The organism is Vibrio stylophorae (assembly GCF_921293875.1).
GTDB lineage: Bacteria > Pseudomonadota > Gammaproteobacteria > Enterobacterales > Vibrionaceae > Vibrio_A > Vibrio_A stylophorae.
In genome coordinates, this window is record NZ_CAKLDI010000001.1 from 159,226 (window position 1) to 183,015 (window position 23,790).

Here is a 23,790-nt window from a genome sequence, read left to right on the forward strand (position 1 = left end):
CTATTTACAGAATGGCGTCTCGTCTGCCTGCTGATATTATACCCATTGCGCAGCGATCGACCAATCTTGCATTCGGTCTCTTTTGATGGGGGCGCTGGATGCAAATTCCAACCAAAAGTTGGCGAAAATGATAAAAAAGTCGCGTAATAGGCTGGGAGCAAACTCATATTTCTGCGGCATTGATAAAAAAAAATTGGTGCTCTTACTTTGATTTGACAGTGCGATGTTATGATTTTGACCTGTCTTAACAGTCACCTATAAAAAGCGAATCTGTTGTGCCAAACCAATTGTTGTCCAACTTTATCCATCGTTGGCCGCTGAGCTCAGCCGCCAGTGCTCGCCTTGTTACTGTGCTGCTGCTTGCGATCGCAGGCTGGCAAGCGGGTGTATTGGCATGGCAGTTTTATCAGCCTCAGCAACAAAGCGCGGCACCGCAAATGGCAACCGTAAATGTTGAGCGTAAGGGGCCCGCTTATCAGCTACGCGATATTGTGGCGCACCATCTTTTTGGTCCCTATTCAGCAACCAAACCGCAGGCTCAACAGCCTCAAAAACCCAGTAATGCGCCGAAAACGCGTTTGCAATTGACCCTGCATGGGGTGGTGGCGAGCAGCAATCCAGCAAAAGCGCTGGCGGTCATTGGCAATCGCGGTAAGCAAAATACCTATGGCTTGGATGAAACCATTGAGGGCACTCGCGCAACCTTGGCTGCGGTGTATCCAGACCGGGTGATTATTCGCAATGCTGGCCGTGAAGAAACCCTGTTATTTGACCCCAATGCCAAACCATCACGCAGCCAAAGCCAAGCTGGCAATCCGCGCGTACAAAAGCCGCGGGCAAAGAGCGCAAATGCGTCCGAGCGCTTGGAACAAATTCGTCAGGAGGTTGTCGATAATCCCGCTGCGCTAATGACTTATATTCGCCTGTCTCAAGTGAAACGCGACGGCAAAGTGGTGGGATATCGCGTCAATCCTGGCAAAGATCGCGCCCTATTTGATTCTGTGGGCTTAGAGCCCAATGACCTTGCAGTGACCCTCAATGGGGTCGACCTCACCAATGATGCAGAAGCGGCTAAGTTGTGGCCGCAATTGACTCAGATGACTGAGCTCAATTTGGTGGTCGATCGCCAAGGGCAAAGGCATGACATTTATATTGGATTTTAATGACTGCGCCTGATGGGGCAGCCACGAGGAGAGATGTGTGAAAAAGTGGAAAAGCTTGAGTTCCTGGATGTTGGCGAGCGCCTTGGTTTGCGCATCACCCGCCTACGCCAGTGAAGAGTACAGCGCCAGTTTTAAGGATACGGATATTCATGAATTCATTAATATCGTGGGCCGTAATCTGAAAAAAACCATCATTGTTGATCCCAGCGTCCGTGGACAAATTGATGTCCGCAGTTATGACTTGCTCAATGAAGAGCAGTATTACCGCTTCTTTTTGAACGTGCTTGAGGTTCATGGTTTTGCCGCCGTTGAGATGGATAACGGGGTGATCAAAATCGTCAAAGATAAAGACGCCAAAACCTCAGCGGTTCCTGTGGTCGATAGCCTCAAAGGCCAACCCAATGATGCCATTGTGACCCGTGTGATTGCGGTGCGTAATGTGTCGGTGCGCGAACTCTCTCCTTTGCTGCGCCAACTCAACGACAACGCTGGTGCTGGTAACGTGGTGCACTACGATCCTGCTAACGTCATTATGATCACTGGTCGCGCCGCTGTGGTGGCGCGTTTAGCCGATATTATTGAGCGCGTCGATCGCGCCGGTGACAAAGAGATCACTGTGGTTGAGCTGCGTAATGCCTCCGCCTCTGAGATGGTGCGGATTGTCGATGCGCTGAATAAATCCGATCAGGCGAAGAATGTCCCTAGTTTTTTGCAGCCAAAATTGGTTGCCGATGAGCGCACCAACTCCATTTTGGTTTCAGGCGATCCTGCAGTGCGCCAGCGCTTAGTGAAGTTGATTCGCCAACTGGATAAAGAGATGGCGACCTCGGGCAATCACCGCGTGATCTATTTGAAATATGCTAAAGCGGAAGATTTGGTCGATGTGCTTAAAGGCGTTTCCGATAACATCATCTCGGGTAAATCTGGTGGTGCCAAAGAAGCAGCGCCAATGACCAGCAAAGATTCTGTGACCATTGCCGCCCATCCAGATACCAATGCCTTGGTGATCACCGCGCCGCCCGATGTGATGCGCTCACTAGAAGATGTGATTAGTCAGCTCGATATTCGCCGCGCGCAAGTGTTGGTCGAGGCGATGATTGTCGAGATGACCGAAGGTGACGGCATTAGCCTGGGCGTGCAGTGGGGCTCGCTGGAAGACGGCGGGGTGATTCAGTTCGGCAATACGGGCTTGCCGGTGAGTGCCTATGCTGGTGCGCTGGAAGCATCCAAAGATAAGGTCACCGAAACTGTGACCACAGATCGCGATACTGGCGCGGTGACAGGCAAAGTGACCACCACCGAAGAGGGTGATTTAACCGCGCTAGCGACAGCCATGTCTGGGCTCAATGGTGGCTTTATGGGGCTGGTGATGGGCGATTGGACCATGCTGGTCAACGCCATTCAATCCGATGCCAACTCCAATATTCTGTCATCGCCAAGTATCACTGTGATGGATAACGATGAAGCTTCATTTATTGTTGGTGAAGAGGTGCCAGTGGTGACGGGCTCTACTTCAAGCTCCAACAATGATAATCCGTTCCAAACCGTGGAGCGTAAAGAGGTGGGCATCAAGCTTAAGGTCACCCCACAGATTAACGAAGGCGACTCAGTACAGCTGAAAATTGAGCAGGAAGTCTCTTCCGTGCTCAATGCCAGCGGCGCCGTGGATGTGCGCTTTGCCAAACGTCAGCTCAATACCACGGTTTTGGTCAAAGATGGCCAGATGCTCGTGCTCGGTGGTTTGATTGATGAGCAAGTGGTGGAAAGTGACGACAAAGTGCCAGTGCTGGGCGATATTCCGCTGTTGGGCACGCTGTTCTCCTCAAAGAGCAATCAAAAAACCAAACGAAATTTGATGGTGTTTATTAAGCCCACCATTATTCGCGATATCACCACTGCCGATGGCGTGACCCAGCGTAAATATAACTATATTCGCGCTGAGCAGCTGTATCGCCAGCAGGAAGGGATCTCCTTGATGCCAAATACCGAGACGCCATTGCTGCCTGAATATCATGAAGATATGCAAGCGCTACCAGAGCTTCGGGTGTTTGCTGAGCAAGCGAGAGCGAGCCAATGAGTGTGGTGATCGCGCCGAAACGTTTACCCTTTGCCTATGCCAAGCGCCACCAAGTGGCCTTGGTGTGTGCAGAAGAACAGTTGTGTCTGTTGTGCGTGTTGCCCCCCCCTTTGGCGGTGCTCACAGAGGTGCGCCGCATCGCGGGTGCACCCTTTGAATTACAAATGGTCTCAGGGGATATTTTCAGTAAAACCCTGACTGAGGTTTATCAGCGTGATTCTTCTGAAGCACGTCAGTTGATGGAAGATATCGGTGCCGATAGCGAAGATTTCTTCTCACTGGCTGAAGAGTTGCCGCAAACGGAAGATTTGCTGGAATCTGAAGATGACGCGCCGATCATCAAGTTGATTAACGCCATGCTGGGTGAGGCGATCAAAGAGGGCGCTTCAGATATTCATATCGAAACTTTTGAGCATAAGCTGGCCATTCGCTTTCGCGTCGATGGCGTGCTGCGCGAAGTGTTATCGCCCAATCGTAAACTTTCACCGCTGTTGATTTCCCGTATTAAAGTCATGGCGCGTCTTGATATCGCTGAGAAGCGCGTGCCGCAAGATGGCCGTATTTCTTTGCGAATCGGAGGTCGCGCGGTGGATGTGCGTGTTTCCACCATGCCATCGTCACATGGTGAGCGGGTGGTGCTGCGTTTGTTGGATAAAAACCAAACCCAGCTCGATCTCAGTAGCCTAGGGATGACGGAGTCGGTGCAGTATCGTTTTCGTCAACTATTGCAGCGTCCACATGGCATTTTGCTGGTGACAGGCCCGACAGGCTCGGGTAAATCCACCACCTTGTATGCTGGTCTCACTGAGATTAACAGCCCTGAGCGCAATATTCTCACCGTTGAAGATCCCATTGAATTTGATATTGATGGGATCGGCCAGACTCAGGTCAATACCAAGGTAGATATGACCTTTGCTCGCGGTTTGCGCGCGATTTTGCGTCAAGACCCTGATGTGGTGATGGTGGGTGAAATTCGTGACTTAGAAACGGCGCAAATTGCCGTGCAAGCCTCTTTGACCGGTCACACCGTTCTTTCAACCTTGCACACCAATACAGCAGTGGGTGCGGTGACCCGTATGCGTGATATGGGGATTGAACCTTTCTTGCTCTCTTCATCGCTCCTTGGCGTGCTCTCGCAGCGTTTGGTGCGCACCTTGTGTAAGTCATGCCGCACCCCCTATGAGGCGGATGAAGAGCAGCGTAAGCATTTTCGCGTTAACGATGATGAGCCGCTGATTTTGTATCACGCCAAGGGCTGTGAGCACTGCAATCAAAAGGGTTATCGTGGCCGAACCGGCATTCATGAATTGCTGGTGATCGATGAGCAGGTGCAACAGCTGATTCATGCTGAAGCAGGCGAGATTGCCATCGAAAAAGCGATTCGTAGCCATACCCCAAGTATTCAAGCTGATGGTTTATCTAAGGTGCGCAATGGCACCACCACCCTTGAAGAAGTACTACGTGTGACGCGGGAGGGATAATGGCCGCCTTTGAATATAAAGCGCTGGATCGCCGAGGCCGTCAGTGCAAAGGCACACTTGAAGCGGATACGGCGCGTGGTGTGCGTCAGCAACTGCGTGAACAGGGGATGATTCCGCTGGATGTGGTGCCCACAAGGCAAAAAGAGCAGCAAACCGCCGCGCGCAGTTTTTTTAAAACTTCAATCAAAACCGCAGATCTAGCGTTAATCACCCGCCAGTTGGCAACCTTGGTGCAAGCCGGTATGCCGCTGGAAGAGTGTTTACGTGCTGTCGCTGAGCAAGCGGAAAATCCACGCATTAAAAATATGATGCTGGGAGTGCGCTCTCGCGTGGTCGAGGGCTACACCTTGGCTGATGGCATGGCCGAATATGAGCATGTCTTTGATGAGCTATTTCGTGCCATGGTGGCTGCCGGTGAAAAATCGGGTCACCTTGATACGGTGCTTAATCGCCTTGCCGATTACACCGAAAACCGTCAGCGCATTCGCAGCAAAATGCAGCAAGCGATGATCTATCCGTCAATTTTAACGCTGGTGGCTATCTCTGTGGTGGCTTACCTATTGGCGGCTGTGGTGCCAGATATCGTCAATCAATTTGTGCAGATGGATCAGCCACTGCCTCAGGTAACCCATATCCTGCTGGCAATGAGTGATTTTGTGGTGCATTACGGCTTATACCTGTTGATCGCGATTATTGCCGCGATTACGCTCTTTCGTCTGCGTTTACGCGATGCCAAAGCGCGTCTGTCGTGGCATAAAAAATTGCTGCATTTTCCGGTGATTGGCAAGGTCAACCGTGGTCTGAATACCGCGCGTTTTGCGCGAACCCTATCGATTTGTTCATCTAGCGCGATTCCTCTGCTTGAGGGCATGAAAATCTCGGCGCAGGTGATGACCAATCAGCATGTGAAAGCGCAAGTGCTTGAGGCGGCCGATCGCGTGCGCGAAGGCACCAGCTTGCGTAGCGCATTGCAGCAAACCAAGCTGTTTCCACCGATGATGCTGCATATGATCGCCAGTGGCGAGCGCAGTGGTGAGTTAGAGCAGATGCTTGGCCGTGCGGCGGATAACCAAGACCGTGAATTTGAAAGTTTAGTGACCATGGCATTGGCAGTGTTTGAACCGCTGTTGATTGTCTCTATGGCGGGGGTGGTGATGTTTATCGTCATGGCCACCCTACTTCCGATTATCGAAATGAATACCCTCGTTGCGAAATAGCGAGTGGTTTAATAACAGGAGAAATTCGATGAAACAGCAACGTGGTTTTAGCTTGCTTGAAATTATGGTGGTGATCGTGATTTTAGGTGTGCTGGGCGCCGTGGTGGTTCCAAACTTGATGGGCAATAAAGATATTGCTGACCAGCAAAAAGCAAAAACGGATATCAGCACGCTCGAAACTCAGCTGAAAATGTACAAGTTGCAAAATGGCCGTTATCCAACCACAGACCAAGGTTTGGAAGCCTTGGTGACCAAGCCTGATAGCGATCCTGTGCCACGTAACTACCCAGATGGTGGTTACCTTGAGCGTTTGCCAAAAGACTCTTGGGGCAATGACTACCAATATATGTCACCGGGTGATAACGGTGATTACGATGTCTTTACTCTGGGTGCTGACGGTCAAGAAGGTGGCGAAGGCATCAATGCAGATATTGGCAACTGGAATTTGGGAGACTTCCAGTAATGTCATTGCGTCGCGCTCGTGGTTTTACCCTGCTTGAAATCCTACTTGTGATGGTGATTTTGGGGATGAGCGCGATGTTTGTCACTATTGCGGTGCCCAACCAAAACGCCAAAGCAGAGCAAACTGAAGCGCTTCGTCTTGGCATGTTGGTTGAGATCCTGAGCGATGATGCGATTCGTCGCGGTGAAGACTACGGCATCTATTTTGATCAAAGCGCACAACCTATGAGCTATCGCTTTCTCATCCTTACGGCTGATGGTTGGCAGCCCTTAGAGCATCGCCTTGCTGAGAAGGTGACCATGGAAAAGGGGATGGCGATGTCGGTGACTGTGGATGGTTTTGCTTGGCAGCAAAAAGACAGCTTATTTGAAGGTGATGATAGTCTGTTTGAGCCCAGCCGTTTTGAGCAAGATGAGGATAAAATTGAGCCACCGCAGGTGCTGATTTTATCCAGCGGTGAGGTCACGCCTTTTGAAGCCGATTGGCTTGAACAGGGCAAAGAGGAATCTCAGCGTTGGTTTTTACGGGTGAACGAGTTGGGGAAAGGTGACTGCTGGCAAGGGGCTGAGCATGCGCCGCAGTGATTTATCCTATGTCTCAGCTGATTTACCAAGGCATGCAAAGCATCTCAATTGCCATTCCTTTGCTGTGAATCGCGGCTTTACTTTGCTTGAGGTGATGGTGGCATTGGCGATTTTTGCGCTCAGCAGTATGGCACTTTTGCAAAGTATGAGTCAGCACAGCAGCACCTTAATCCATCTGCAGCAAAATCTATTTGCCAACTGGGTCGCGGAAAATCAGCAGGTAAAAGTGGCCCTAGAGGGCGTGCCATCCTCAACCAAACAAGGTAAATCCGAGATGGCCGGACAAACCTTTTATTGGAAAATTCAACCGCAAAAGACCAGCGAGGGTAGCCTTGTGGCGGTGGACGTTGCCGTCTCCACAGAGGCTAATTTTGCCAGTCAACTGCTACAAATTCGTAGCTATCGAGCCAAGCCATGATAGCGTCGCACATTCGTTCACGGGGCTTCACTTTGCTTGAAGTGCTGGTGGTCTTGGTGATTTTTGTCGCCTTGAGCTTGAGCGCTAACCGCATTTTAGTAGGCGCGCAGCAAACCGAAATTATGACTGAGCAGGCGGGCGAGCGTTTAAAACAGATGCAGCGCGCTATGTTATTAATTGAAAACGATATACGGCAGATGGCACTGCGACCGCATCGCCTCGGAACGGGTGATGGTGCTCGGGTGCTCTATCACGGTAATCGCTGGCTTGAGTCGGATGATCAAGGGTTGAGCTTTGTTCGTGGCGGCGTGCTCAATCCGGCGTGGGCGTTTTCTCGCGGTGAAGTCGCGCGTGTGGGCTATCGCTTACAAGATGAAAAATTAGAACGTATGCGTTGGCACTATGCCGATGTTGACACTAGCAATGAGCCTAGCATGCAAGTGCTACTTGAAGGGGTCGAAAAGCTGCAGTTTCAGTTTTATGACAAGGGCCAGTGGCGCAACGACTGGCAAGATGCACAAGCATTACCGCAAGCACTGCGAATCAAATTAGTGCTGCAAGATTACGGCAAAATTGAGCGGGACTTTCTCCTCACCGGTGCCAGCCTGATGACCGATGAGGCGCCAAGCGATGTTTAATCCTGTGCAAGCGCCGAAGCACCATTTGAAATCGCTGACGGGCAAACAAGGTGGCGTTGCCTTGGTGATGGTGCTGCTCATTCTGGCCATTATGACCACCTTGGCAGCGACTATGTCTAAGCGGTTGTGGCAGCATTTTTATCGCGCAGAGGCGCTCAATACTCAGCAGCAAGCCTATTGGTACGGCCTTGGTGTGGAGCAGTTGGCGATTGCGATTTTGAAAAAAGATATCGCCGATAACGAGGTGGTGAATTTGTCGCAAAATTGGGCGCGCGGCGAACAAACCTTTCCCATTGATGAGGCCACCACCGTCGGGAAAATTACAGATATGCAGCGCTGCTTAAACGTCAACGCGCTTGCTGTGGCCAATGAAGGGGATGGCGTGAACCGTCCCTATTTGGTTGAGGTGCTGCAACGCACGCTAGAGCAAGCACAAATAGAGCCCTACCAAGCGGAAACCGTGGCAGATAGCGTTTGGGAATATCTAGATTTAGATGATGCGGTGCAAAGTGCTTTTGGTGCGGAAGACAGTTATTACGCTGGGCAAAACCCCGGTTATCTCACGGCCAATGGGGTGATTGCAGATATTAGCGAGCTGCGCGCAATTCAAGGCGTCACACCAAAGATGATGGGGCAGATCACGCCGTTATTGTGCGCCCTGCCAGATACCCGTTGGCTGCTTAATATCAATACCATTACTGCCGACCAAGCGCCGATCTTAGCCGCGTTACTTTATCCCAGTATCAGCCTGTCGCAGGTGCAGCAGCTGATTGAGCAGCGCCCCTACGATGGTTGGAGCGATTTAGACAGTTTTTGGCTTGAGCCCGCCTTATCAGGGCTCGATGATGCGACCAAAGATCGCGCAGTAAACTATCTCACGACCACCAGTCACTATTTTGAGTTAGATGCTGAAATTCAATTGGAACCAGCAAGAGTGCGAGAGCGCGCTTTGCTAAAACGCAATGCCGACGACCAATTTGAAGTGGTGCGGCGTCGTTATGGAGGAGTGCGTGAGCGAGCACCTGACGATTCGACTAAATGATGACCCGACATCGCCCGTGCCTTGGGCGGTATGGTCCACAGAAAGCCAGCAAGTGATGGCCTCTGGTGAGCTGAGTGATCATACCCAGCTGGCCGATCTACAAGAATATGCACAGCAGCGTCCGGTTTATGTGTTGATTGCCGGTCATACCGTCACCACGGTGCAAGTGGAGCTGCCGCCGGGATCGCGCTCACAGGTGCAAACTGTGGTGCCTTACTTGCTCGAAGAGCAATTGGCGGAAGATATTGATCAGCTGCATTTTGCTGTGCTGGCAAGACAAGGCAATCAAGCTTGGGTGGCTGTAGTGCGTCATGAATTGATGCAGCAATGGCTCGCTGATTTGGCTGCTGCCAATCTGCCCGTCAAAATGATGCTACCTGATTATCTGGCGCTACCTTGGCATGCTGAGCAAGGCGTGAGTGCGGTGGAGTATCAAGGCGAAGTACTACTGCGTTGGCATGCCCATGTCGGGGTGACCGTGGAGGCTGATTTGCTGCCCATGGCCCTGATGGGATTACAGGCGCTGAGCACTGCGCCTGCAAAGGATAAATCTGAAGCCCAGTCTCAGGATTTAGCGGCAGATCTAGCCGCCGATATCACTGACCCGATAGCTGCGAATGAAGATGAGGCAGCGGCCGTGTCACCATCTGAGCCTGTGGCTGAAGTGCCTGCCGTGGATCAAACCACGCTGGCCTGTTATTCCAATTTAACGGCGCCATTGCCATCGCCTTGGCATGCCACCATGTTGCCACAAGAGATGGTGCTTGGCCTGCTTGCCGAAGGCATGCTTAATCAGAGACACACCCTATTACAGGGACCTTATCGTCGTCAGGCACCTTGGCGTCGGCATTGGTTGTTGTGGCGCAAGGTGGCTATTGCGGCGGCTGTAGTCTTGGTGTTGCAGTTGATTTCAACGTTTTATGCCGTGGTGAGCCAAGAGCGTTTGGCTGAGCAGCTTATCGCACAAAATAACGCGGTGTTTCGTCAGGTATTTCCAAACAAAAAACGTATTCCAACTCGTAGCTATTTGCGTAATCAGCTCAAACAAGAGCATGCACGCTTAGTTGGCGGCGGTACCAATGTTGGAGTGTTGCCTTGGCTGGCGCAAATTAGTGAAAAAATGGGCGTCAGCAGTGGCATCAATGTGCAAACCCTCAAGTATGATGGCAAGCGCAATGAGCTGCGTATTCAGGCTACCAGCCCAGATTTTGCCCGCTTTGAAACCTTGAAAAAGGCGTTGGCGGATAAATATGACGTCGATGTGGGTCAGCTCAATCAAGAGAGCGGTGTGGTCAGCGGCGTATTGGTATTAAGGAGACGCTAGAGATGGCAGCAATCAAAGCATGGTGGCTCGGACTTGAAGTTCGCGAGCGCATTTTGGTGGCAACCTGTGGTGGGGTGATCCTTTTTGCTGTGCTCTATTTTCAGCTTTGGCAGCCCTTACAGCAGCGACAAGCACAAGCGCAGATGCGGGTGAAGAGCGAGCAAGCTTTATTGCAGTGGTCGCAAACCAAGGCCGCTGAAATTCAGTCGCTGCGCAAGCAAGGCGCAGGTGGCAATAGTGTGGCGGTACAAGGCGGCATCAATGAGCGCATTACGCAAACTGCATCGCAATTTAAAATTCAGATCACGCAGATTAAACCACAGCAAGATCTGGTACAGGTGGTGATCAAACCGTTGCCCTTTAATAACTTGATGGCTTGGCTTGACCATTTGGCCTTGCGCCAAGGCGTGGTGGTTCATGCGCTGGATCTTAAGCGCGGCGATCAGCCCGGTGTGGTTGAGGTCGTCCGTTTGCAATTGATGGAGGGTTAAGATGCGTCGTTGGCTTCCCTATGCCTTGGTGGCGTTGGCTTTTTTTGTCTTGAGCTTGGTTGCTCATGTACCAGCGTTATTGGCATTGCAGCAAGCGCCGCAGCTACGTGCGCAAGCGGTCTCAGGGACGCTCTGGCAAGGCCAAACAGGACAATTGACCTTACCGTTGGGCAAGCACGCTTTTGCGATGGGGGCTCTATCGTGGCGTATGAGTCCATGGACTGCGCTCATTGGTCGACCTAATGTCGATTTTGAGTTGTCAGGCGACATTGGTGCACTTTCGGGGCAGGGCCAGTTGGCGTGGCGCTGGGGGGATATCAGCGGTCACGATCTGATGCTCAATAGCCAGATCTCGGCTTGGCAGCGATATTGGCAACCCTATGGCGTGACCTTGCTGGGTGATTTTACGCTGGGCGTTCAGCATATCGCGCTCAATCAATATGATTGCGCTGAACTTAAGGGGCAGCTGATTTGGACTGATCCGCAAATCAATACTCCCATGGGACAAATGCAGCCGGGCGATCTCTTAGTTACTTTGCGTTGTGATGGACCGCGCTATCGCGCCGATCTCAATCATCAAAGTGATAGCTTCAATGCTGAGCTTCATGCCACAGTCAGTTCGGCTGGCCAATATCAATTGGCAGGCTGGATCAAACCGCAAGCAAAAATGCCCAAAGGGATTCGCAGTATCTTGGGATGGATCGCAAAAGGTGACAGTCAAGGGCGTTATCAGTTAGCCTTAAAAGGACAATTTTAACCTTTGACGAGGCTTGGCTATGCCATCAACCCCTTCGCCAAGTGCAGGCAACCGCCCCATCATTCGCGCAATTCGCAGTGTGGCGCAATCAAAACTTTTTCATATTGAAGCGCTTGATCTTCGTTTTTCCAACGGCGTCGAGCGTACCTATGAGCGCATGAAACCTTCCGGACGAGAGGCGGTGATGATCGTTCCCGTGACCGCCAATCAGGAGTTGGTGTTAATTCGCGAATATGCCTGTGGCACCCACCAATATGAATTGGGCTTTCCTAAAGGGCTGGTGGACTTAGGTGAAAGCGCCGAGCAGGCGGCTAATCGTGAGCTGACTGAAGAGGTGAGTTTACAGGCTGCGAAGCTTGAGCCATTGACGCGCTTTGTGCTGGCGCCTTCCTATTTTTCCAGCGAAATGAGTGTGTGGCTTGCGCAGGATTTAACACCGGCTAGCGCTGAAGGTGATGAGCCTGAGCCGCTTGAAGTGGTTTATTGGCCAATCGACCGTTGGCAAGAGCTCCTGACGCGTGATGATTTTCGTGAAGCACGCGCCATTGCCGCGTTATTGTTGGCGCAGCGCCATCTAGGGTGGGCTTAATGGATCATTGGATGCTGCTCGAGGCAGCCAGACGTATCGCCCGCCAATGTGGCGAAACCGTCACTCAGATCTATCAGCAAGGCGACTTTGAGCAACATCTGAAAGATGATCAAACGCCGGTGACCAGTGCAGATATGGCAGCGCATGCGTTGCTCACCCAAGCGCTGAGCTCTTTAACGCCACATATTCCTGTGATGTCTGAGGAAGGAAAATTTCTCCCCCTAGCGGAGCGCCAAGCTTGGCCCAGTTATTGGCTGGTGGATCCCATTGATGGCACCCAAGAATTTATTAACCGCAGCGATCAATTCGCGGTGGTGATAGCACTGATTGAGAACAATGAGCCAACCCTAGGTGTGGTGCATGCGCCTATACTGGGCCGCACCTATTATGCGCTGAAAGGGCAAGGCGCTTGGTGTCAGCTGGGCGATGAAACTGCTGGGCAACTGCAAAGTAAGCGCTATCGCACGCCACCTCGAGAGTTGAATTTAGCGGTGAGCCATCGGCAAAATGTGGATGCAATCACTGAACAATTGAGTCCTGCTTACCATTATGAATGGCTACGATTTGGCTCTGCAGCACTGAAAACCTGCTTGATTGCCGAGGGCGCTGCGGATGCCTATTGGCGCAGTGGACCCACTGGCGAGTGGGACACCGCTGCCGGACAAGTCATTCTGACCGAAGCGGGTGGTCAAGTGATGACACTGAATTTAGAGCCGCTTAGTTATAATCAGCGAGAAACCTTGATTAACCCTGATTTTATCGTCGTGGGTGATGGCCAATTACCTTGGGCGGAAATCTTACAGCGATAATACCTATTGACCCATGATGCTTTTGGCTGAATGTGGTCAATGCCACAGCTTGCCCTTGCCAGCGCCGACAGCGCTGAAAAAAAGGGTTATAGTATTGCCATCCTTTAATAGATTTTGAAATTAGATATGAAAGCCACTGGGGTACGCGCCCAACAAAAAGAAAAAACCCGTCGTACGCTCATCGACGCCGCTTTTAATCAGCTCAGTGCCGAGCGCAGCTTTTCCAATTTAAGTCTGCGCGAAGTTGCCCGTGAAGCTGGCATTGCCCCGACCTCTTTCTATCGTCACTTCAAGGATATGGATGAGCTCGGCTTAACCATGGTCGATGAAGGCGGTTTGCTGCTTCGCCAATTGATGCGTCAAGCGCGTCAACGCATTGCCAAAGAGGGCAGTGTGATCCGCACTTCAATTGAAACCTTTATGGAATTTGTTGAGAGCAGCCCCAACGTGTTTCGTTTGCTACTGCGTGAACGTTCTGGAACCTCGCCAGATTTTCGCGCGGCAGTTGCTCGTGAAGTGGATCACTTTATCGCAGAATTAACTGAGTACTTGGTCGCACGTGCCGATCAATCCCCAGAAGAAGCCTTTACCCAAGCAGAAGCCATGGTTACTGTGGTGTTTAGCTCCGGCGCTAATGCTTTAGATATGGATGAAATGGCACGCGCAGAACTTGCCGAGCGCTTGGTGATGCAGCTTCGAATGATTGCCAAGGGTGCTTATTGGTATCGCAAAGAGCGTGAGCGTTTTGCGCGCCAAGCTCAGCAATACTAGCGCACAGCTATATCAAGAATGAGGGATATCATGAGTCATCAACCCAAACGTGAAACCAAAACTTTATTATTGTCTTTGCTGGCCGGGATCTGTGGCAACGCGACTTGGTTTGTCTTTACCAGCGAACACGTTGCTTTTTCCATTTTCCCACTGATTTCGCTGGGCTTTACGCTCAATGCGCTGTACCAACACTATTTGGAACACCCTATGGAAGAGGGGACGCCGTTACTTGCTGCTGCATTGTTCTTGGTGGGCGCCTTTGGCCACTCTGCCTTTGCTCGCGCGATGAATCCTGAATTAGGCAGTAACTTCTTTGCCATTATTATCCTGCTGGCACTTCTGGGCTGGATTGGCCATCGCGTGGGATTCTTTGAAAAAATTATGACCCACAAAGATAACAATAAGCCCGTGACCGTGGAGCATGATGACGCCGCTTAATTGCGGATACCGAACCACTCAAACATCGTTCAGTTCAATTGAAAAAGCCCAATGCATCGCATTGGGCTTTTTGTTTGTTTGTTGTATTTCTTGATGGACATCAATAGATGAAAAATACCGTCGTTATCTATCCCGCAATTTACACCAGAAAAAGCGATTAATATTTCAGCAGTGAATGATTGGTTATATGTAGTCAGAATTTCTGAAAAGCGAATCTAGGAAGGAAATCGTGAAAAAAGGGATAGGCATATTTACATGGATAGTGGCTTTGTTCTTTTTCCTACTCACTGGGTGTGAATCCGTCGAGGAAAATGATCCTGAGTTATCTTTAGTTCGTATTGAAGTTGTCAGTGAATCCATTGGCGAAGGACAAGATGCCGGGAGCATTAGAATCACAGGCGTTGGTGACTTTGAGCAAGACAGAGTGATTCAACTGCGCGCCCTCGATGAGCAACTGACATTGATTAAATCTCAAATCATCCTCAACGAAGAGAATTGGCAGCAGGGCGTCTTAGTTTCTGTGCTTGCGGTTGACGACACGCTGATGGAAGGCGTGCATCAGGGGGAGCTTGAAGCTGTGATTCAGGCATCGGGAAATACTCAGCGCCAATATCGTCAAAGCTTAACATTCTCTATTTTAGATAATGAAACAGCTGGGCTTGAGTTGGCTGCAAGCGCTTTTACGGACAAAGATATTGCAACCTATATCTTTTATCTAGAGAGCCAGCCAATGGCTGATGTTAGGGTTTATCTTAAAGCCGTTTCAAAAAATGGTGATGAAATATCACAGTCATTAACGATTCAACCTGAAAATTGGCGTTCATATACCAATGCTTTATCCCTGAACTTGCCGGGTGCAATGGGCTCCTTTCCAGTTGAATATAAGGTTTATGTTTCTACAGAGTCGCAAGATCCAAATTTTGATCAACTGTCCATGATTCCGATGGAGAGCAAAGAGATTTCCGAAAGATTGATTCAATCGATCGCAAATGGTGATTATTATCTTTTGATCGGTGAAGGGGGGATGTTTGTTTCAATTCCGGTTGTATACCAAGGGGAAAACGATATTAATTATCAATTGATTGATCCTCCAAATGGCTTGGAAATGAAGACCATAGATGGCGTACTTACATTGTGGGCGGCAAAACATTTAGAGGAGCAAATGATTGTACAGCCCGTACGAATCTCAGATGGCAAAGCAGCGATCATTGTGCCAATTAATCTTCATATGGTTGCCAAAAGTAGTTGTGATTATGATTTAGGCGGTAAGCATCTTGAGGTGCAAGGCTCGAAGCATTGCTTTTTAAACGGCGCTCGTCTGCAATGGCGCGGTGAGCTTTACGATAGTTATCCATTTAAGGAAAAATTGTCAGCTGAAGAATTTGAGGTTATTCAGATTAATGATCTAAATAATCCCGATCGAATGATTAATAATTCGCAGTTTGTTGGACCTGCATTCAAGATCATGATGGGTGGTGATTCGGTCGTTGCATCGGGGGCATTTATTTTATATAGCCCAGATTTTGAAGGGGTAGCTGTTGCCGATGATGAATACCTTGCGCTTTTTGAATATATCTATGCGACTTGTGGTGCTGATGGATGGCGCCCGGTTGGAAAGGGAATGCTGGGGGATAAGCACTTACGAGCGAGAATATCTAATCTTTATGGGCCTATGCGGTATGTGAAGATTAAAGGTGATCCTGCTGATTTGCGTCTATTTTAATCCCTTAGGTGATAATTTGTCAGTTCCTAAAATAAGAGTAATTAATCTCTTTTATACCAATGGATAGGTAGGGTTCTTCATTTTGCTAAAGAAAAAGGCGCATGATGCGCCTTTTTTATCTGTTGTATTTGAGCGACTAGCGGCGCTCAAGCCAAACGCCAGCTTCCATATGATGGGTAAATGGGAACTGATCAAACAGTGCTGCGCGGCTAATGCGGTGAGTTTTGGACAAAATTTCCAAGTTCTCGCAAAGGGTGTCTGGGTTACATGAGATATACAAAATACGTTCGTAATCTTGCACCATGCGGCAGGTGTCTTCATCCATGCCCGAGCGTGGTGGATCGACAAAAATGGTATTGCAGTTGTAGCTTTGCAGATCGATATTGGCTTCTTCAAGGCGGCGGAAGGTACGTACGCCTTTCATTGCTTCGGTAAACTCTTCGGCTGACATGCGAATGATCTGCACATTATCAATTTGGTTGGCGGCAATGTTCCACTGCGCGGAGTGCACCGAAGGTTTTGCCAATTCGGTGGCAAGTACGCGTTCAAAGTTTGGCGCCAATGCCAGTGAGAAGTTGCCATTACCACAGTACAGCTCAAGCAGATCGCCTTGGCTATCGCGTGTGCAATCAAAGGCCCATTCCAACATTTTTTCAGCAACGCGGCCGTTGGGTTGGGTAAAGCTGTTTTCAATTTGTTGGTAGGTCAGGCTGCGATCAAAGCAGTTGATTTTCTCGACCACATAGTCGCGATCGAGCAGGATTTTTTGTTTGCGTGCACGACCAATGATATTGAGATTAAAACCTTCATCATTGAGTTTTTGCTTCATCGCTTTCGCAGCTTCTAGCCAAGCATCATCGAGTTGGCGATGGTATAGCAACGACACGAGGACTTCACCGCTGAGGGTGGAGAGAAAATCCACTTGGAATAGTTTGTGGCGAAGCGCTTTGCAAGGCTTGAGCGATTCAATCAGCAGTGGCATCAAATCGTTAATTAGACGGCTGGCTGCAGGGAATTGATCGACGCGATATTTCTCACGGGTTTCCTGGTTAAACATGATGTAGTAGAGATCGTCATCTTCATGCCAAACACGAAATTCAGCGCGCATACGGTAATGTTGTGGCGCGGATTCAAATACATCGAGAGCGGGTGGGTTAAAGGGAGCCAAAAGCGTATTGAGGCGAGCCACTTTGTCATCGAGCTGTGCGGCGTATTGATTGCTGAGAGTGTCTGACATCTGTTTTATCCAGGACTAAATTGCGAGCGCCGATTGTAGAGCATGCGCTATACAAGTCCAGTGCTGCTGAAAGAATATTCAAATTTAGCATCTACTCTACCATAGTCAGTAAATCTCAGCATTTGTCGCGAAAGTTACATCTAATTTGCCAAGGGATTGGCTGCTCTTATGTCGATGCTTTTGATTGACGAATATCAATTGACGCTGGACATTTTTTCTACAGGTCTCTAGTATCGCCTTCCAAGCTGGTGTGACAAAGATCAAACTCTTTGTTCTGAAAAGGGAATCTGGTGTAAATCCAGAACTGACGCGCAGCGGTAAGAGAGAACGAGCAAACAAAGACACTATAAACCGGGATGGTTTGGGGAAGTCGTTTGCAAGGCGATGGCAACATCATGCTCTCAAGTCCGAAGACCTGCCAGCCGGCTAAATACAACGTCTGTATTTAGCAGGAACTACGCGATTTAGGATGAAATAAAAATGAACCAATCAAAACTTGCAGTAGCGCTGGTTTCGCTGCTGCCTTTCTCTGCGTCTTACGCACAGTCCACTGATGAAAATACCATTGTTGTTACCGCCAACCGCTTTGAGCAGCCTAAGGATTCTGTCATTGCATCTAGTGATGTCATCACAAAAGAGCAAATTGAAAGGCTGCAATTTAAGACGCTAACAGATGCGTTGAAATGGTTACCAGGTATTCAGGTAACGAATAGTGGTGGCTTAGGGCAATCTAGCAGTGTGTTTGTCCGTGGTGGTGCAACGAGTCATTTGATCGTTTTAGTCAATGGCGTTCGTATTGGAAGCGCGACGCTTGGTGAGGCTAATTTCACAGCCATACCATTAACTGGCGTTGAAAAAATTGAAGTTATTCGTGGTGCTCGTGCAGCTGTATACGGTGCAGATGCGATTAGTGGCGTCATTAACATCATCACAGATGCTGGCTTTTCTGAAACTAACGCTGGACTTGTAAATCTAGGCTTGGGTAGTGATCAATATTATCAAGGAAGTGCATCAGGTTATTTACATGTCAGTGATGACAGTTGGATTAAGGCGGGCGTAAATTTAGAAAAATCAAATGGATTTAATGTTACCGATCAAAATTATGCTCCTCAGCAGCCAGATAAAGACGGCTTCCATCGTCAAGATTTATCGTTAGAACTAGGTAAACAATTCAATGCGAATTGGACGGGACGAGTCAGCGGTTTTTATCATGATGGGCAGAGTGAATATGATGGTTATTCTGATTGGAAGACAGGCAAGCTTTCGCCAGTAGAGCAGAAAACGAAGTTATATAATATTGCGGCTCAAGCTGAATATCAGTCTGAAAGTTGGTATTCATCGTTGACGATTGCTCAAAACCGTGATGAGTCAATACAAGTCGGCGGTGAATTCCCTGGGAGTACAATTGTCACTGAGAGATTTGTGACCAATTGGCTTAATTCATATGAGTTGTCTAATAATTTTAAAGTTCTTGGTGGTGTTGAATATTCACAAGATTCTGTTGCTGACTCTAATTTATACAATTCTGATACTGGTGTTTTCCAGCGCTATGATGGAGAAAAGCGTAACAATACTGCGGTTTATGCATCGTCGATAGCTCAAATTCAGCAGTTGGCGTTAGAAGCAAGTCTTCGCTATGACAATAATGATGTATACGGTGATTATACAACGTGGCAGTTAGGTGTTGCTTATGATATTGCGCAAGCCTTACGTGTATTTGCTTCGGCAGGAACTGCGTTCAAAACGCCGACCTACAATGACTTATATTGGCCAGGTTATGGTAACCCAAATCTAAAGCCTGAAGAGTCTTTGAGTTATGAGGCAGGTTTTGAGGCTTATTCAAACTATGGGATGTTTCGTGTAGCGGCTTACCGTAATGAAATTGATAATCTTATTTCTTATCAAGGTCAAGGTGTAGCATTGGAAAGTTCCAATGCGACGATCAATGGTATTGAGATTACGGCACAATTTGATACAGGTCCATTGAGTCATTCAGTTTCGGTTGATTTGCTTGATTCAGATAATCCGGTGAATGTTGCAGGTTGGAATGAGCCTCCGCAACTCGAATCGAAAGAGTTAAGTCGTCGCGCAGAGGCGGTTTATAAGTGGCTCATTAGCTACCAATACAACCAATTCCAAGCGGATTTAGCCTATATGTATCAAGGTGAGCGTTTTGATGATACGAAAAATACAACTAAACTCGATGCTTATAGTTTGGTTGATTTTGCGCTTTCTTATGACATCAACGCTAATTTCATCGTGCAGGGTAAGGTAACAAATTTGTTTGATGAAGAGTATCAAACAGCATATACCTACAACACCCAAGAAAGAGCTTACTACTTGAATGCGCAATACCGCTTCTAAGTGGGTTGCTGTTTGCTAAGATAAACCGCCTTCGGGCGGTTTTTTATTGCTGGCACGAATATCAAAGACGGATATAAAAGAGAGATGCAAAAAATCAACGTCATCATCAGCTGGTCGAGCGGCAAAGACGCAACTTTAGTGTTAGAGCGCTTAATGGAGGATCCGCGTTATCAGGTGGTCGGTCTATTTACCACTTATGTTGCGAAGGAAGTGCCTTTTCAAGCGACGCCCTTAGCTGTGGTATCCCTGCAAGCGCAGCGTTTAGGTTTACCGCTGGTTCTCATTGAATTGCCTGAAGTCTTTCCAAGCAATGCCATTTATCAATCCACCATTATTAATGGGCTCAAAGATTCGGGATTACCCATTGATGCAGTCGCCTTTGGCGATATGTTTTGTAATGGCATTGCAGCCTATCGTCGCAGTTATATTGAACCTGCGGGCTGGCAGTGTGTCTTGCCTTTATTGGGGGAAAGCAGCGCAGCATTGGCGCAGGAGATCATTGCGCGCGGCATTGAAACGCATATAGTCACTGTGGATAGTCAGCAGTTATCACCCGAATTTTGCGGTCACCCCTATAATGCCAAGTTACTAGAAACGCTGCCCCAAAGTGTGGATCCTTGTGGTGAGGATGGTGAATTTCATACCCTGGTGACCAATACCCGCAGTTTTTCTGCGCCCATTGCAGTGCAGCAAACCCATGTAGAAAAGACTGAGCGCTTTGTATATCAAAGATACCAAGTCCAATGATTGCCAAATCAAACCGGCGGCGTATGATCGCAACATCTTTCGTAGTGGAAAAATGCAGTGTCTCAGCAAGCGAATATATTGTTTTTTGATTCAGGTGTCGGCGGCTTATCGATTTACCAAGCGGTAAAGGCGAAGTTGGGGGCGGCGCAATATATCTATGCCTTTGACAATGCAGGTTTCCCTTATGGCGAACTTGAGCCGAAAGAGCTCATTGCGCGTACCCATGGCATCATTGAACGAGTGATGCAAAAGCATGCCATCGACTTGGTGGTGATCGCCTGTAATACCGCAAGCACTGTCGTGCTGCCATCACTGCGAGCCGCGTTAAATATACCTGTGGTCGGTGTCGTACCTGCGATTAAACCGGCTGCCGCTTGTTCAAAAATGAAAAGTATCGGTTTACTGGCAACCCCAGCAACGGTTAATCGTGACTATACCCGTGCATTGATTGAAGAGTTTGCATCAGACTGCCAAGTGCTGCGTTTGGGCTCTACCCGCCTTGTTGAAATAGCCGAAGAAAAACTAATGGGCGATGCGGTCGACTGTGATGAACTAGCCGCTCTGCTTGCCCCTTGGGATCAAAAAGTAGATTGCATCGTATTGGGCTGTACCCATTTCCCACTATTAAGAGAGGAACTGAAACAGGTGCTCTCGGCGCAAGTTGCCATTGTGGACTCAGGCGATGCTATCGCTGAGCGTGTTGCGTTCTTATTGAATGATGACAAATTGCAATCAACTTCTTATATAGAAGAAAAACAAAAAGCGATGACCGGCATCGCTTATTGCGCAGAGATGACCGCCAAGGTTGCGCGTTTACAACCGGCGCTACAATCGCTTGGCTTTGAACACTGCGTTAGTCTAGATTTTCCTCGCTGCGCGGATCATTCGCGATACGCACTTTAAGGGTTCGTTGGCCATATTCTGAATTACTCAGTGCGGCAATGGCATTTTCTGCATCGGCTGCCGCCATTACCACAAAACCAAAGCCGCGACGTTTGCCAGTGCGTTTGTCTTTCATTAAGCGCACAGCAAAGACTTCGCCATGCAGGCTGAAAAGATTTTTCACGTCATTCTCATTGGCACGGTAGGGCAGATTACCCACATAAATAGTTTTGCTCGCCTGATCCATCATCGGCGAACGTGAAGGTGCAATCATCAAAATAAACAAATAAAGACAAGTTGCCACCGCCGCACCCACAGCAAATGCAGTTGCTGGCGAAAAAATCTGAGCGGGCAAAGTGAAATAACCAATGATGGCAATGGCTAGATTGACGATAAAAGCAAGATAAGAAGGTTTCATCATAAAGTAGTCTGCTATATCAAGAGCGAAAATAAACAATGCGCGTTAGTAAAATGTTACAGAGCATCCTGCCTAGCAACAATAATGCTAAGTTTTTGCCGGAAAAATAAGCGCAGAACACAGAATAGATGATGATTTAATCAATCGAAAAAAAAATACGAAAAAGTTCTTGCGATATCACATTCGCCACCTATAATGCGACCCCACTGACACGGCGGACGCGAACTAACGCAGAAAGCTGGAAGGCTTCGAAAGAACAACGAAGCGAAGTCAACAAGACGTTTTTGATTTCGAGAGTGACTCGAAAATAAATTGAAAATTTCTTCTTGACTTCAAGTTAGGAAAGCGTAAGATACGCCTCCCTGACAAAGCAGCGAAGCTGCTGAGTCAACGCTCTTTAACAATGTAACCAATCAATCTGTGTGGGCACTCGTTATTGATAGTCGAAAGATTTAAATCAATGAACTGAGTGACCAAACAAATCGAAAGATTTGGCACAGTCAATTCACATTACGATAGTAATGTAATCAGTATTCATTGAGTCGGTCGAAAGACCAAAAAAACTTTTAATTGAAGAGTTTGATCATGGCTCAGATTGAACGCTGGCGGCAGGCCTAACACATGCAAGTCGAGCGGCAGCGACATAAACAATCCTTCGGGTGCGTTTATGGGCGGCGAGCGGCGGACGGGTGAGTAATGCCTAGGAAGTTGCCCAGTAGAGGGGGATAACCATTGGAAACGATGGCTAATACCGCATAATCTCTTTGGAGCAAAGCAGGGGACCTTCGGGCCTTGTGCTACTGGATACGCCTAGGTGGGATTAGCTAGTTGGTGGGGTAAAGGCTCACCAAGGCGACGATCCCTAGCTGGTCTGAGAGGATGATCAGCCACACTGGAACTGAGACACGGTCCAGACTCCTACGGGAGGCAGCAGTGGGGAATATTGCACAATGGGCGCAAGCCTGATGCAGCCATGCCGCGTGTGTGAAGAAGGCCTTCGGGTTGTAAAGCACTTTCAGCAGTGAGGAAGGTGGTAAGATTAATACTCTTGCCATTTGACGTTAGCTGCAGAAGAAGCACCGGCTAACTCCGTGCCAGCAGCCGCGGTAATACGGAGGGTGCGAGCGTTAATCGGAATTACTGGGCGTAAAGCGCATGCAGGCGGATGATTAAGCCAGATGTGAAAGCCCCGGGCTTAACCTGGGAATAGCATTTGGAACTGGTCATCTAGAGTCTTGTAGAGGGGGGTAGAATTTCAGGTGTAGCGGTGAAATGCGTAGAGATCTGAAGGAATACCGGTGGCGAAGGCGGCCCCCTGGACAAAGACTGACGCTCAGATGCGAAAGCGTGGGTAGCAAACAGGATTAGATACCCTGGTAGTCCACGCCGTAAACGATGTCTACTTGGAGGTTGTTCCCTTGAGGAGTGGCTTTCGGAGCTAACGCGTTAAGTAGACCGCCTGGGGAGTACGGTCGCAAGATTAAAACTCAAATGAATTGACGGGGGCCCGCACAAGCGGTGGAGCATGTGGTTTAATTCGATGCAACGCGAAGAACCTTACCTACTCTTGACATCCATAGAACTTAGCAGAGATGCTTTGGTGCCTTCGGGAACTATGAGACAGGTGCTGCATGGCTGTCGTCAGCTCGTGTTGTGAAATGTTGGGTTAAGTCCCGCAACGAGCGCAACCCTTATCCTTGTTTGCCAGCACGTAATGGTGGGAACTCCAGGGAGACTGCCGGTGATAAACCGGAGGAAGGTGGGGACGACGTCAAGTCATCATGGCCCTTACGAGTAGGGCTACACACGTGCTACAATGGCGTATACAGAGGGCGGCGAACCAGCGATGGTAAGCGAATCCCAAAAAGTACGTCGTAGTCCGGATTGGAGTCTGCAACTCGACTCCATGAAGTCGGAATCGCTAGTAATCGTGGATCAGAATGCCACGGTGAATACGTTCCCGGGCCTTGTACACACCGCCCGTCACACCATGGGAGTGGGCTGCAAAAGAAGTGGGTAGTTTAACCTTCGGGAGGACGCTCACCACTTTGTGGTTCATGACTGGGGTGAAGTCGTAACAAGGTAGCCCTAGGGGAACCTGGGGCTGGATCACCTCCTTACCTAAAGACTACTGACAAGTGTCCACACAGATTGATT

Annotated in this window: 22 protein-coding genes, 1 rRNA gene and 1 riboswitch; of the genes, 21 read left to right on the top strand and 2 right to left on the bottom strand. The window is 49.0% G+C overall.

What is annotated here, in order from left to right; all coding sequences use genetic code 11:
* The first annotated feature begins 275 nt into the window (after positions 1-275).
* The 17 genes from gspC (at position 276) to L9P36_RS00825 (ending at position 15,985) form a co-directional block, all read left to right on the top strand.
* Positions 276-1,163, top strand: coding sequence for a type II secretion system protein GspC (gene gspC, locus L9P36_RS00745; protein ID WP_237464167.1), 888 nt, complete (start codon positions 276-278; stop codon positions 1,161-1,163).
* Positions 1,164-1,200: 37 nt separating this feature from the next.
* Positions 1,201-3,240 (top strand): type II secretion system secretin GspD, encoded by a 2,040-nt coding sequence (gene gspD / locus L9P36_RS00750; RefSeq protein WP_435532719.1) that lies wholly within the window; start codon positions 1,201-1,203, stop codon positions 3,238-3,240.
* Positions 3,237-4,721 carry a type II secretion system ATPase GspE gene (gene gspE, locus L9P36_RS00755; protein ID WP_237464169.1) on the top strand — a complete coding sequence of 495 codons (1,485 nt, stop codon included), beginning with the start codon at positions 3,237-3,239 and terminating at the stop codon, positions 4,719-4,721. The genes gspD and gspE overlap by 4 nt, the downstream gene beginning before the upstream one ends.
* On the top strand, positions 4,721-5,938 hold the full coding sequence (gene gspF, locus L9P36_RS00760; protein WP_237464171.1) for a type II secretion system inner membrane protein GspF: 1,218 nt from the start codon (positions 4,721-4,723) through the stop codon (positions 5,936-5,938). Before gspE ends, gspF begins: the two co-directional genes overlap by 1 nt.
* A gap of 28 nt (positions 5,939-5,966) precedes the next feature.
* Entirely contained in the window at positions 5,967-6,401 is a 435-nt protein-coding gene (gene gspG, locus L9P36_RS00765; RefSeq protein ID WP_237464173.1) for a type II secretion system major pseudopilin GspG, read from the top strand.
* Positions 6,401-6,985: a type II secretion system minor pseudopilin GspH gene (gspH, locus tag L9P36_RS00770; protein ID WP_237464175.1), complete on the top strand. Its 585-nt coding sequence runs from the start codon at positions 6,401-6,403 to the stop codon at positions 6,983-6,985. Before gspG ends, gspH begins: the two co-directional genes overlap by 1 nt.
* On the top strand, positions 6,972-7,403 hold the full coding sequence (gene gspI / locus L9P36_RS00775; RefSeq protein ID WP_237464177.1) for a type II secretion system minor pseudopilin GspI: 432 nt from the start codon (positions 6,972-6,974) through the stop codon (positions 7,401-7,403). The genes gspH and gspI overlap by 14 nt, the downstream gene beginning before the upstream one ends.
* Positions 7,400-8,041 carry a type II secretion system minor pseudopilin GspJ gene (gspJ, locus tag L9P36_RS00780; protein WP_237464179.1) on the top strand — a complete coding sequence of 214 codons (642 nt, stop codon included), beginning with the start codon at positions 7,400-7,402 and terminating at the stop codon, positions 8,039-8,041. Before gspI ends, gspJ begins: the two co-directional genes overlap by 4 nt.
* Positions 8,034-9,083: a type II secretion system minor pseudopilin GspK gene (gspK, locus tag L9P36_RS00785; RefSeq protein ID WP_237464181.1), complete on the top strand. Its 1,050-nt coding sequence runs from the start codon at positions 8,034-8,036 to the stop codon at positions 9,081-9,083. The genes gspJ and gspK overlap by 8 nt, the downstream gene beginning before the upstream one ends.
* A complete protein-coding gene (gene gspL / locus L9P36_RS00790) occupies positions 9,052-10,407 on the top strand; it encodes a type II secretion system protein GspL (protein WP_237464183.1) in 1,356 nt (451 codons plus the stop codon). The genes gspK and gspL overlap by 32 nt, the downstream gene beginning before the upstream one ends.
* A gap of 2 nt (positions 10,408-10,409) precedes the next feature.
* On the top strand, positions 10,410-10,898 hold the full coding sequence (locus tag L9P36_RS00795) for a type II secretion system protein M (RefSeq protein ID WP_237464186.1): 489 nt from the start codon (positions 10,410-10,412) through the stop codon (positions 10,896-10,898).
* 1 nt (position 10,899) lies between these two features.
* On the top strand, positions 10,900-11,655 hold the full coding sequence (locus L9P36_RS00800) for a type II secretion system protein N (RefSeq protein WP_237464188.1): 756 nt from the start codon (positions 10,900-10,902) through the stop codon (positions 11,653-11,655).
* Between the two features lie 19 nt (positions 11,656-11,674).
* Positions 11,675-12,244 (top strand): ADP compounds hydrolase NudE, encoded by a 570-nt coding sequence (nudE, locus tag L9P36_RS00805; RefSeq protein ID WP_237464189.1) that lies wholly within the window; start codon positions 11,675-11,677, stop codon positions 12,242-12,244.
* The gene (gene cysQ / locus L9P36_RS00810) at positions 12,244-13,053 is read left to right on the top strand and encodes a 3'(2'),5'-bisphosphate nucleotidase CysQ (protein WP_237464191.1); all 810 of its coding nucleotides are present in this window, start codon (positions 12,244-12,246) and stop codon (positions 13,051-13,053) included. Before nudE ends, cysQ begins: the two co-directional genes overlap by 1 nt.
* Before the next feature lie 126 nt (positions 13,054-13,179).
* Positions 13,180-13,824 carry an HTH-type transcriptional repressor FabR gene (fabR, locus tag L9P36_RS00815; protein ID WP_237464192.1) on the top strand — a complete coding sequence of 215 codons (645 nt, stop codon included), beginning with the start codon at positions 13,180-13,182 and terminating at the stop codon, positions 13,822-13,824.
* 30 nt (positions 13,825-13,854) lie between these two features.
* Positions 13,855-14,262 (top strand): YijD family membrane protein, encoded by a 408-nt coding sequence (locus tag L9P36_RS00820; RefSeq protein ID WP_237464194.1) that lies wholly within the window; start codon positions 13,855-13,857, stop codon positions 14,260-14,262.
* A 229-nt stretch (positions 14,263-14,491) separates the two neighbouring features.
* Positions 14,492-15,985 (top strand): hypothetical protein, encoded by a 1,494-nt coding sequence (locus L9P36_RS00825; protein WP_237464195.1) that lies wholly within the window; start codon positions 14,492-14,494, stop codon positions 15,983-15,985.
* Between the two features lie 136 nt (positions 15,986-16,121).
* On the opposite strand, the gene trmA is transcribed toward L9P36_RS00825, so the two are convergent.
* Positions 16,122-17,222 carry a tRNA (uridine(54)-C5)-methyltransferase TrmA gene (trmA, locus tag L9P36_RS00830; protein WP_237464197.1) on the bottom strand — a complete coding sequence of 367 codons (1,101 nt, stop codon included), beginning with the start codon at positions 17,220-17,222 and terminating at the stop codon, positions 16,122-16,124.
* A gap of 229 nt (positions 17,223-17,451) precedes the next feature.
* A riboswitch (cobalamin riboswitch) is annotated at positions 17,452-17,659 on the top strand.
* A gap of 43 nt (positions 17,660-17,702) precedes the next feature.
* On the opposite strand from trmA, the gene L9P36_RS00835 reads away from it, so the two are divergent.
* The 3 genes from L9P36_RS00835 (at position 17,703) to murI (ending at position 21,236) form a co-directional block, all read left to right on the top strand.
* Complete coding sequence (locus L9P36_RS00835; protein WP_237464199.1) at positions 17,703-19,586, top strand: TonB-dependent receptor domain-containing protein; 1,884 nt, start codon at positions 17,703-17,705, stop codon at positions 19,584-19,586.
* Positions 19,587-19,670: 84 nt separating this feature from the next.
* On the top strand, positions 19,671-20,333 hold the full coding sequence (locus L9P36_RS00840) for a Dph6-related ATP pyrophosphatase (RefSeq protein ID WP_237464201.1): 663 nt from the start codon (positions 19,671-19,673) through the stop codon (positions 20,331-20,333).
* Positions 20,334-20,390: 57 nt separating this feature from the next.
* Positions 20,391-21,236 (top strand): glutamate racemase, encoded by an 846-nt coding sequence (gene murI / locus L9P36_RS00845; RefSeq protein ID WP_237464203.1) that lies wholly within the window; start codon positions 20,391-20,393, stop codon positions 21,234-21,236.
* Here murI and L9P36_RS00850 read toward each other — a convergent pair.
* Positions 21,187-21,633, bottom strand: coding sequence for an RNA recognition motif domain-containing protein (locus L9P36_RS00850; protein WP_237467813.1), 447 nt, complete (start codon positions 21,631-21,633; stop codon positions 21,187-21,189). The genes murI and L9P36_RS00850 overlap by 50 nt on opposite strands.
* A gap of 567 nt (positions 21,634-22,200) precedes the next feature.
* Here L9P36_RS00850 and L9P36_RS00855 point away from each other — a divergent pair.
* Positions 22,201-23,753: ribosomal RNA gene (locus L9P36_RS00855) — 16S ribosomal RNA — on the top strand.
* The last annotated feature ends 37 nt before the right edge of the window (positions 23,754-23,790 follow it).

Excerpts from the sequence above, each read along its gene's own strand:
- gspE (WP_237464169.1), top strand. The coding sequence starts at position 3,237 with ATGAGTGTGGTGATCGCGCCGAAACGTTTACCCTTTGCCTATGCCAAG.
- gspF (WP_237464171.1), top strand. The coding sequence starts at position 4,721 with ATGGCCGCCTTTGAATATAAAGCGCTGGATCGCCGAGGCCGTCAGTGC.
- gspG (WP_237464173.1), top strand. The coding sequence starts at position 5,967 with ATGAAACAGCAACGTGGTTTTAGCTTGCTTGAAATTATGGTGGTGATC.
- gspH (WP_237464175.1), top strand. The coding sequence starts at position 6,401 with ATGTCATTGCGTCGCGCTCGTGGTTTTACCCTGCTTGAAATCCTACTT.
- gspI (WP_237464177.1), top strand. The coding sequence starts at position 6,972 with ATGCGCCGCAGTGATTTATCCTATGTCTCAGCTGATTTACCAAGGCAT.
- gspJ (WP_237464179.1), top strand. The coding sequence starts at position 7,400 with ATGATAGCGTCGCACATTCGTTCACGGGGCTTCACTTTGCTTGAAGTG.
- gspK (WP_237464181.1), top strand. The coding sequence starts at position 8,034 with ATGTTTAATCCTGTGCAAGCGCCGAAGCACCATTTGAAATCGCTGACG.
- L9P36_RS00795 (WP_237464186.1), top strand. The coding sequence starts at position 10,410 with ATGGCAGCAATCAAAGCATGGTGGCTCGGACTTGAAGTTCGCGAGCGC.
- L9P36_RS00800 (WP_237464188.1), top strand. The coding sequence starts at position 10,900 with ATGCGTCGTTGGCTTCCCTATGCCTTGGTGGCGTTGGCTTTTTTTGTC.
- nudE (WP_237464189.1), top strand. The coding sequence starts at position 11,675 with ATGCCATCAACCCCTTCGCCAAGTGCAGGCAACCGCCCCATCATTCGC.
- cysQ (WP_237464191.1), top strand. The coding sequence starts at position 12,244 with ATGGATCATTGGATGCTGCTCGAGGCAGCCAGACGTATCGCCCGCCAA.
- fabR (WP_237464192.1), top strand. The coding sequence starts at position 13,180 with ATGAAAGCCACTGGGGTACGCGCCCAACAAAAAGAAAAAACCCGTCGT.
- L9P36_RS00820 (WP_237464194.1), top strand. The coding sequence starts at position 13,855 with ATGAGTCATCAACCCAAACGTGAAACCAAAACTTTATTATTGTCTTTG.
- trmA (WP_237464197.1), bottom strand. The coding sequence starts at position 17,222 with ATGTCAGACACTCTCAGCAATCAATACGCCGCACAGCTCGATGACAAA.
- L9P36_RS00835 (WP_237464199.1), top strand. The coding sequence starts at position 17,703 with ATGAACCAATCAAAACTTGCAGTAGCGCTGGTTTCGCTGCTGCCTTTC.
- L9P36_RS00840 (WP_237464201.1), top strand. The coding sequence starts at position 19,671 with ATGCAAAAAATCAACGTCATCATCAGCTGGTCGAGCGGCAAAGACGCA.
- L9P36_RS00850 (WP_237467813.1), bottom strand. The coding sequence starts at position 21,633 with ATGAAACCTTCTTATCTTGCTTTTATCGTCAATCTAGCCATTGCCATC.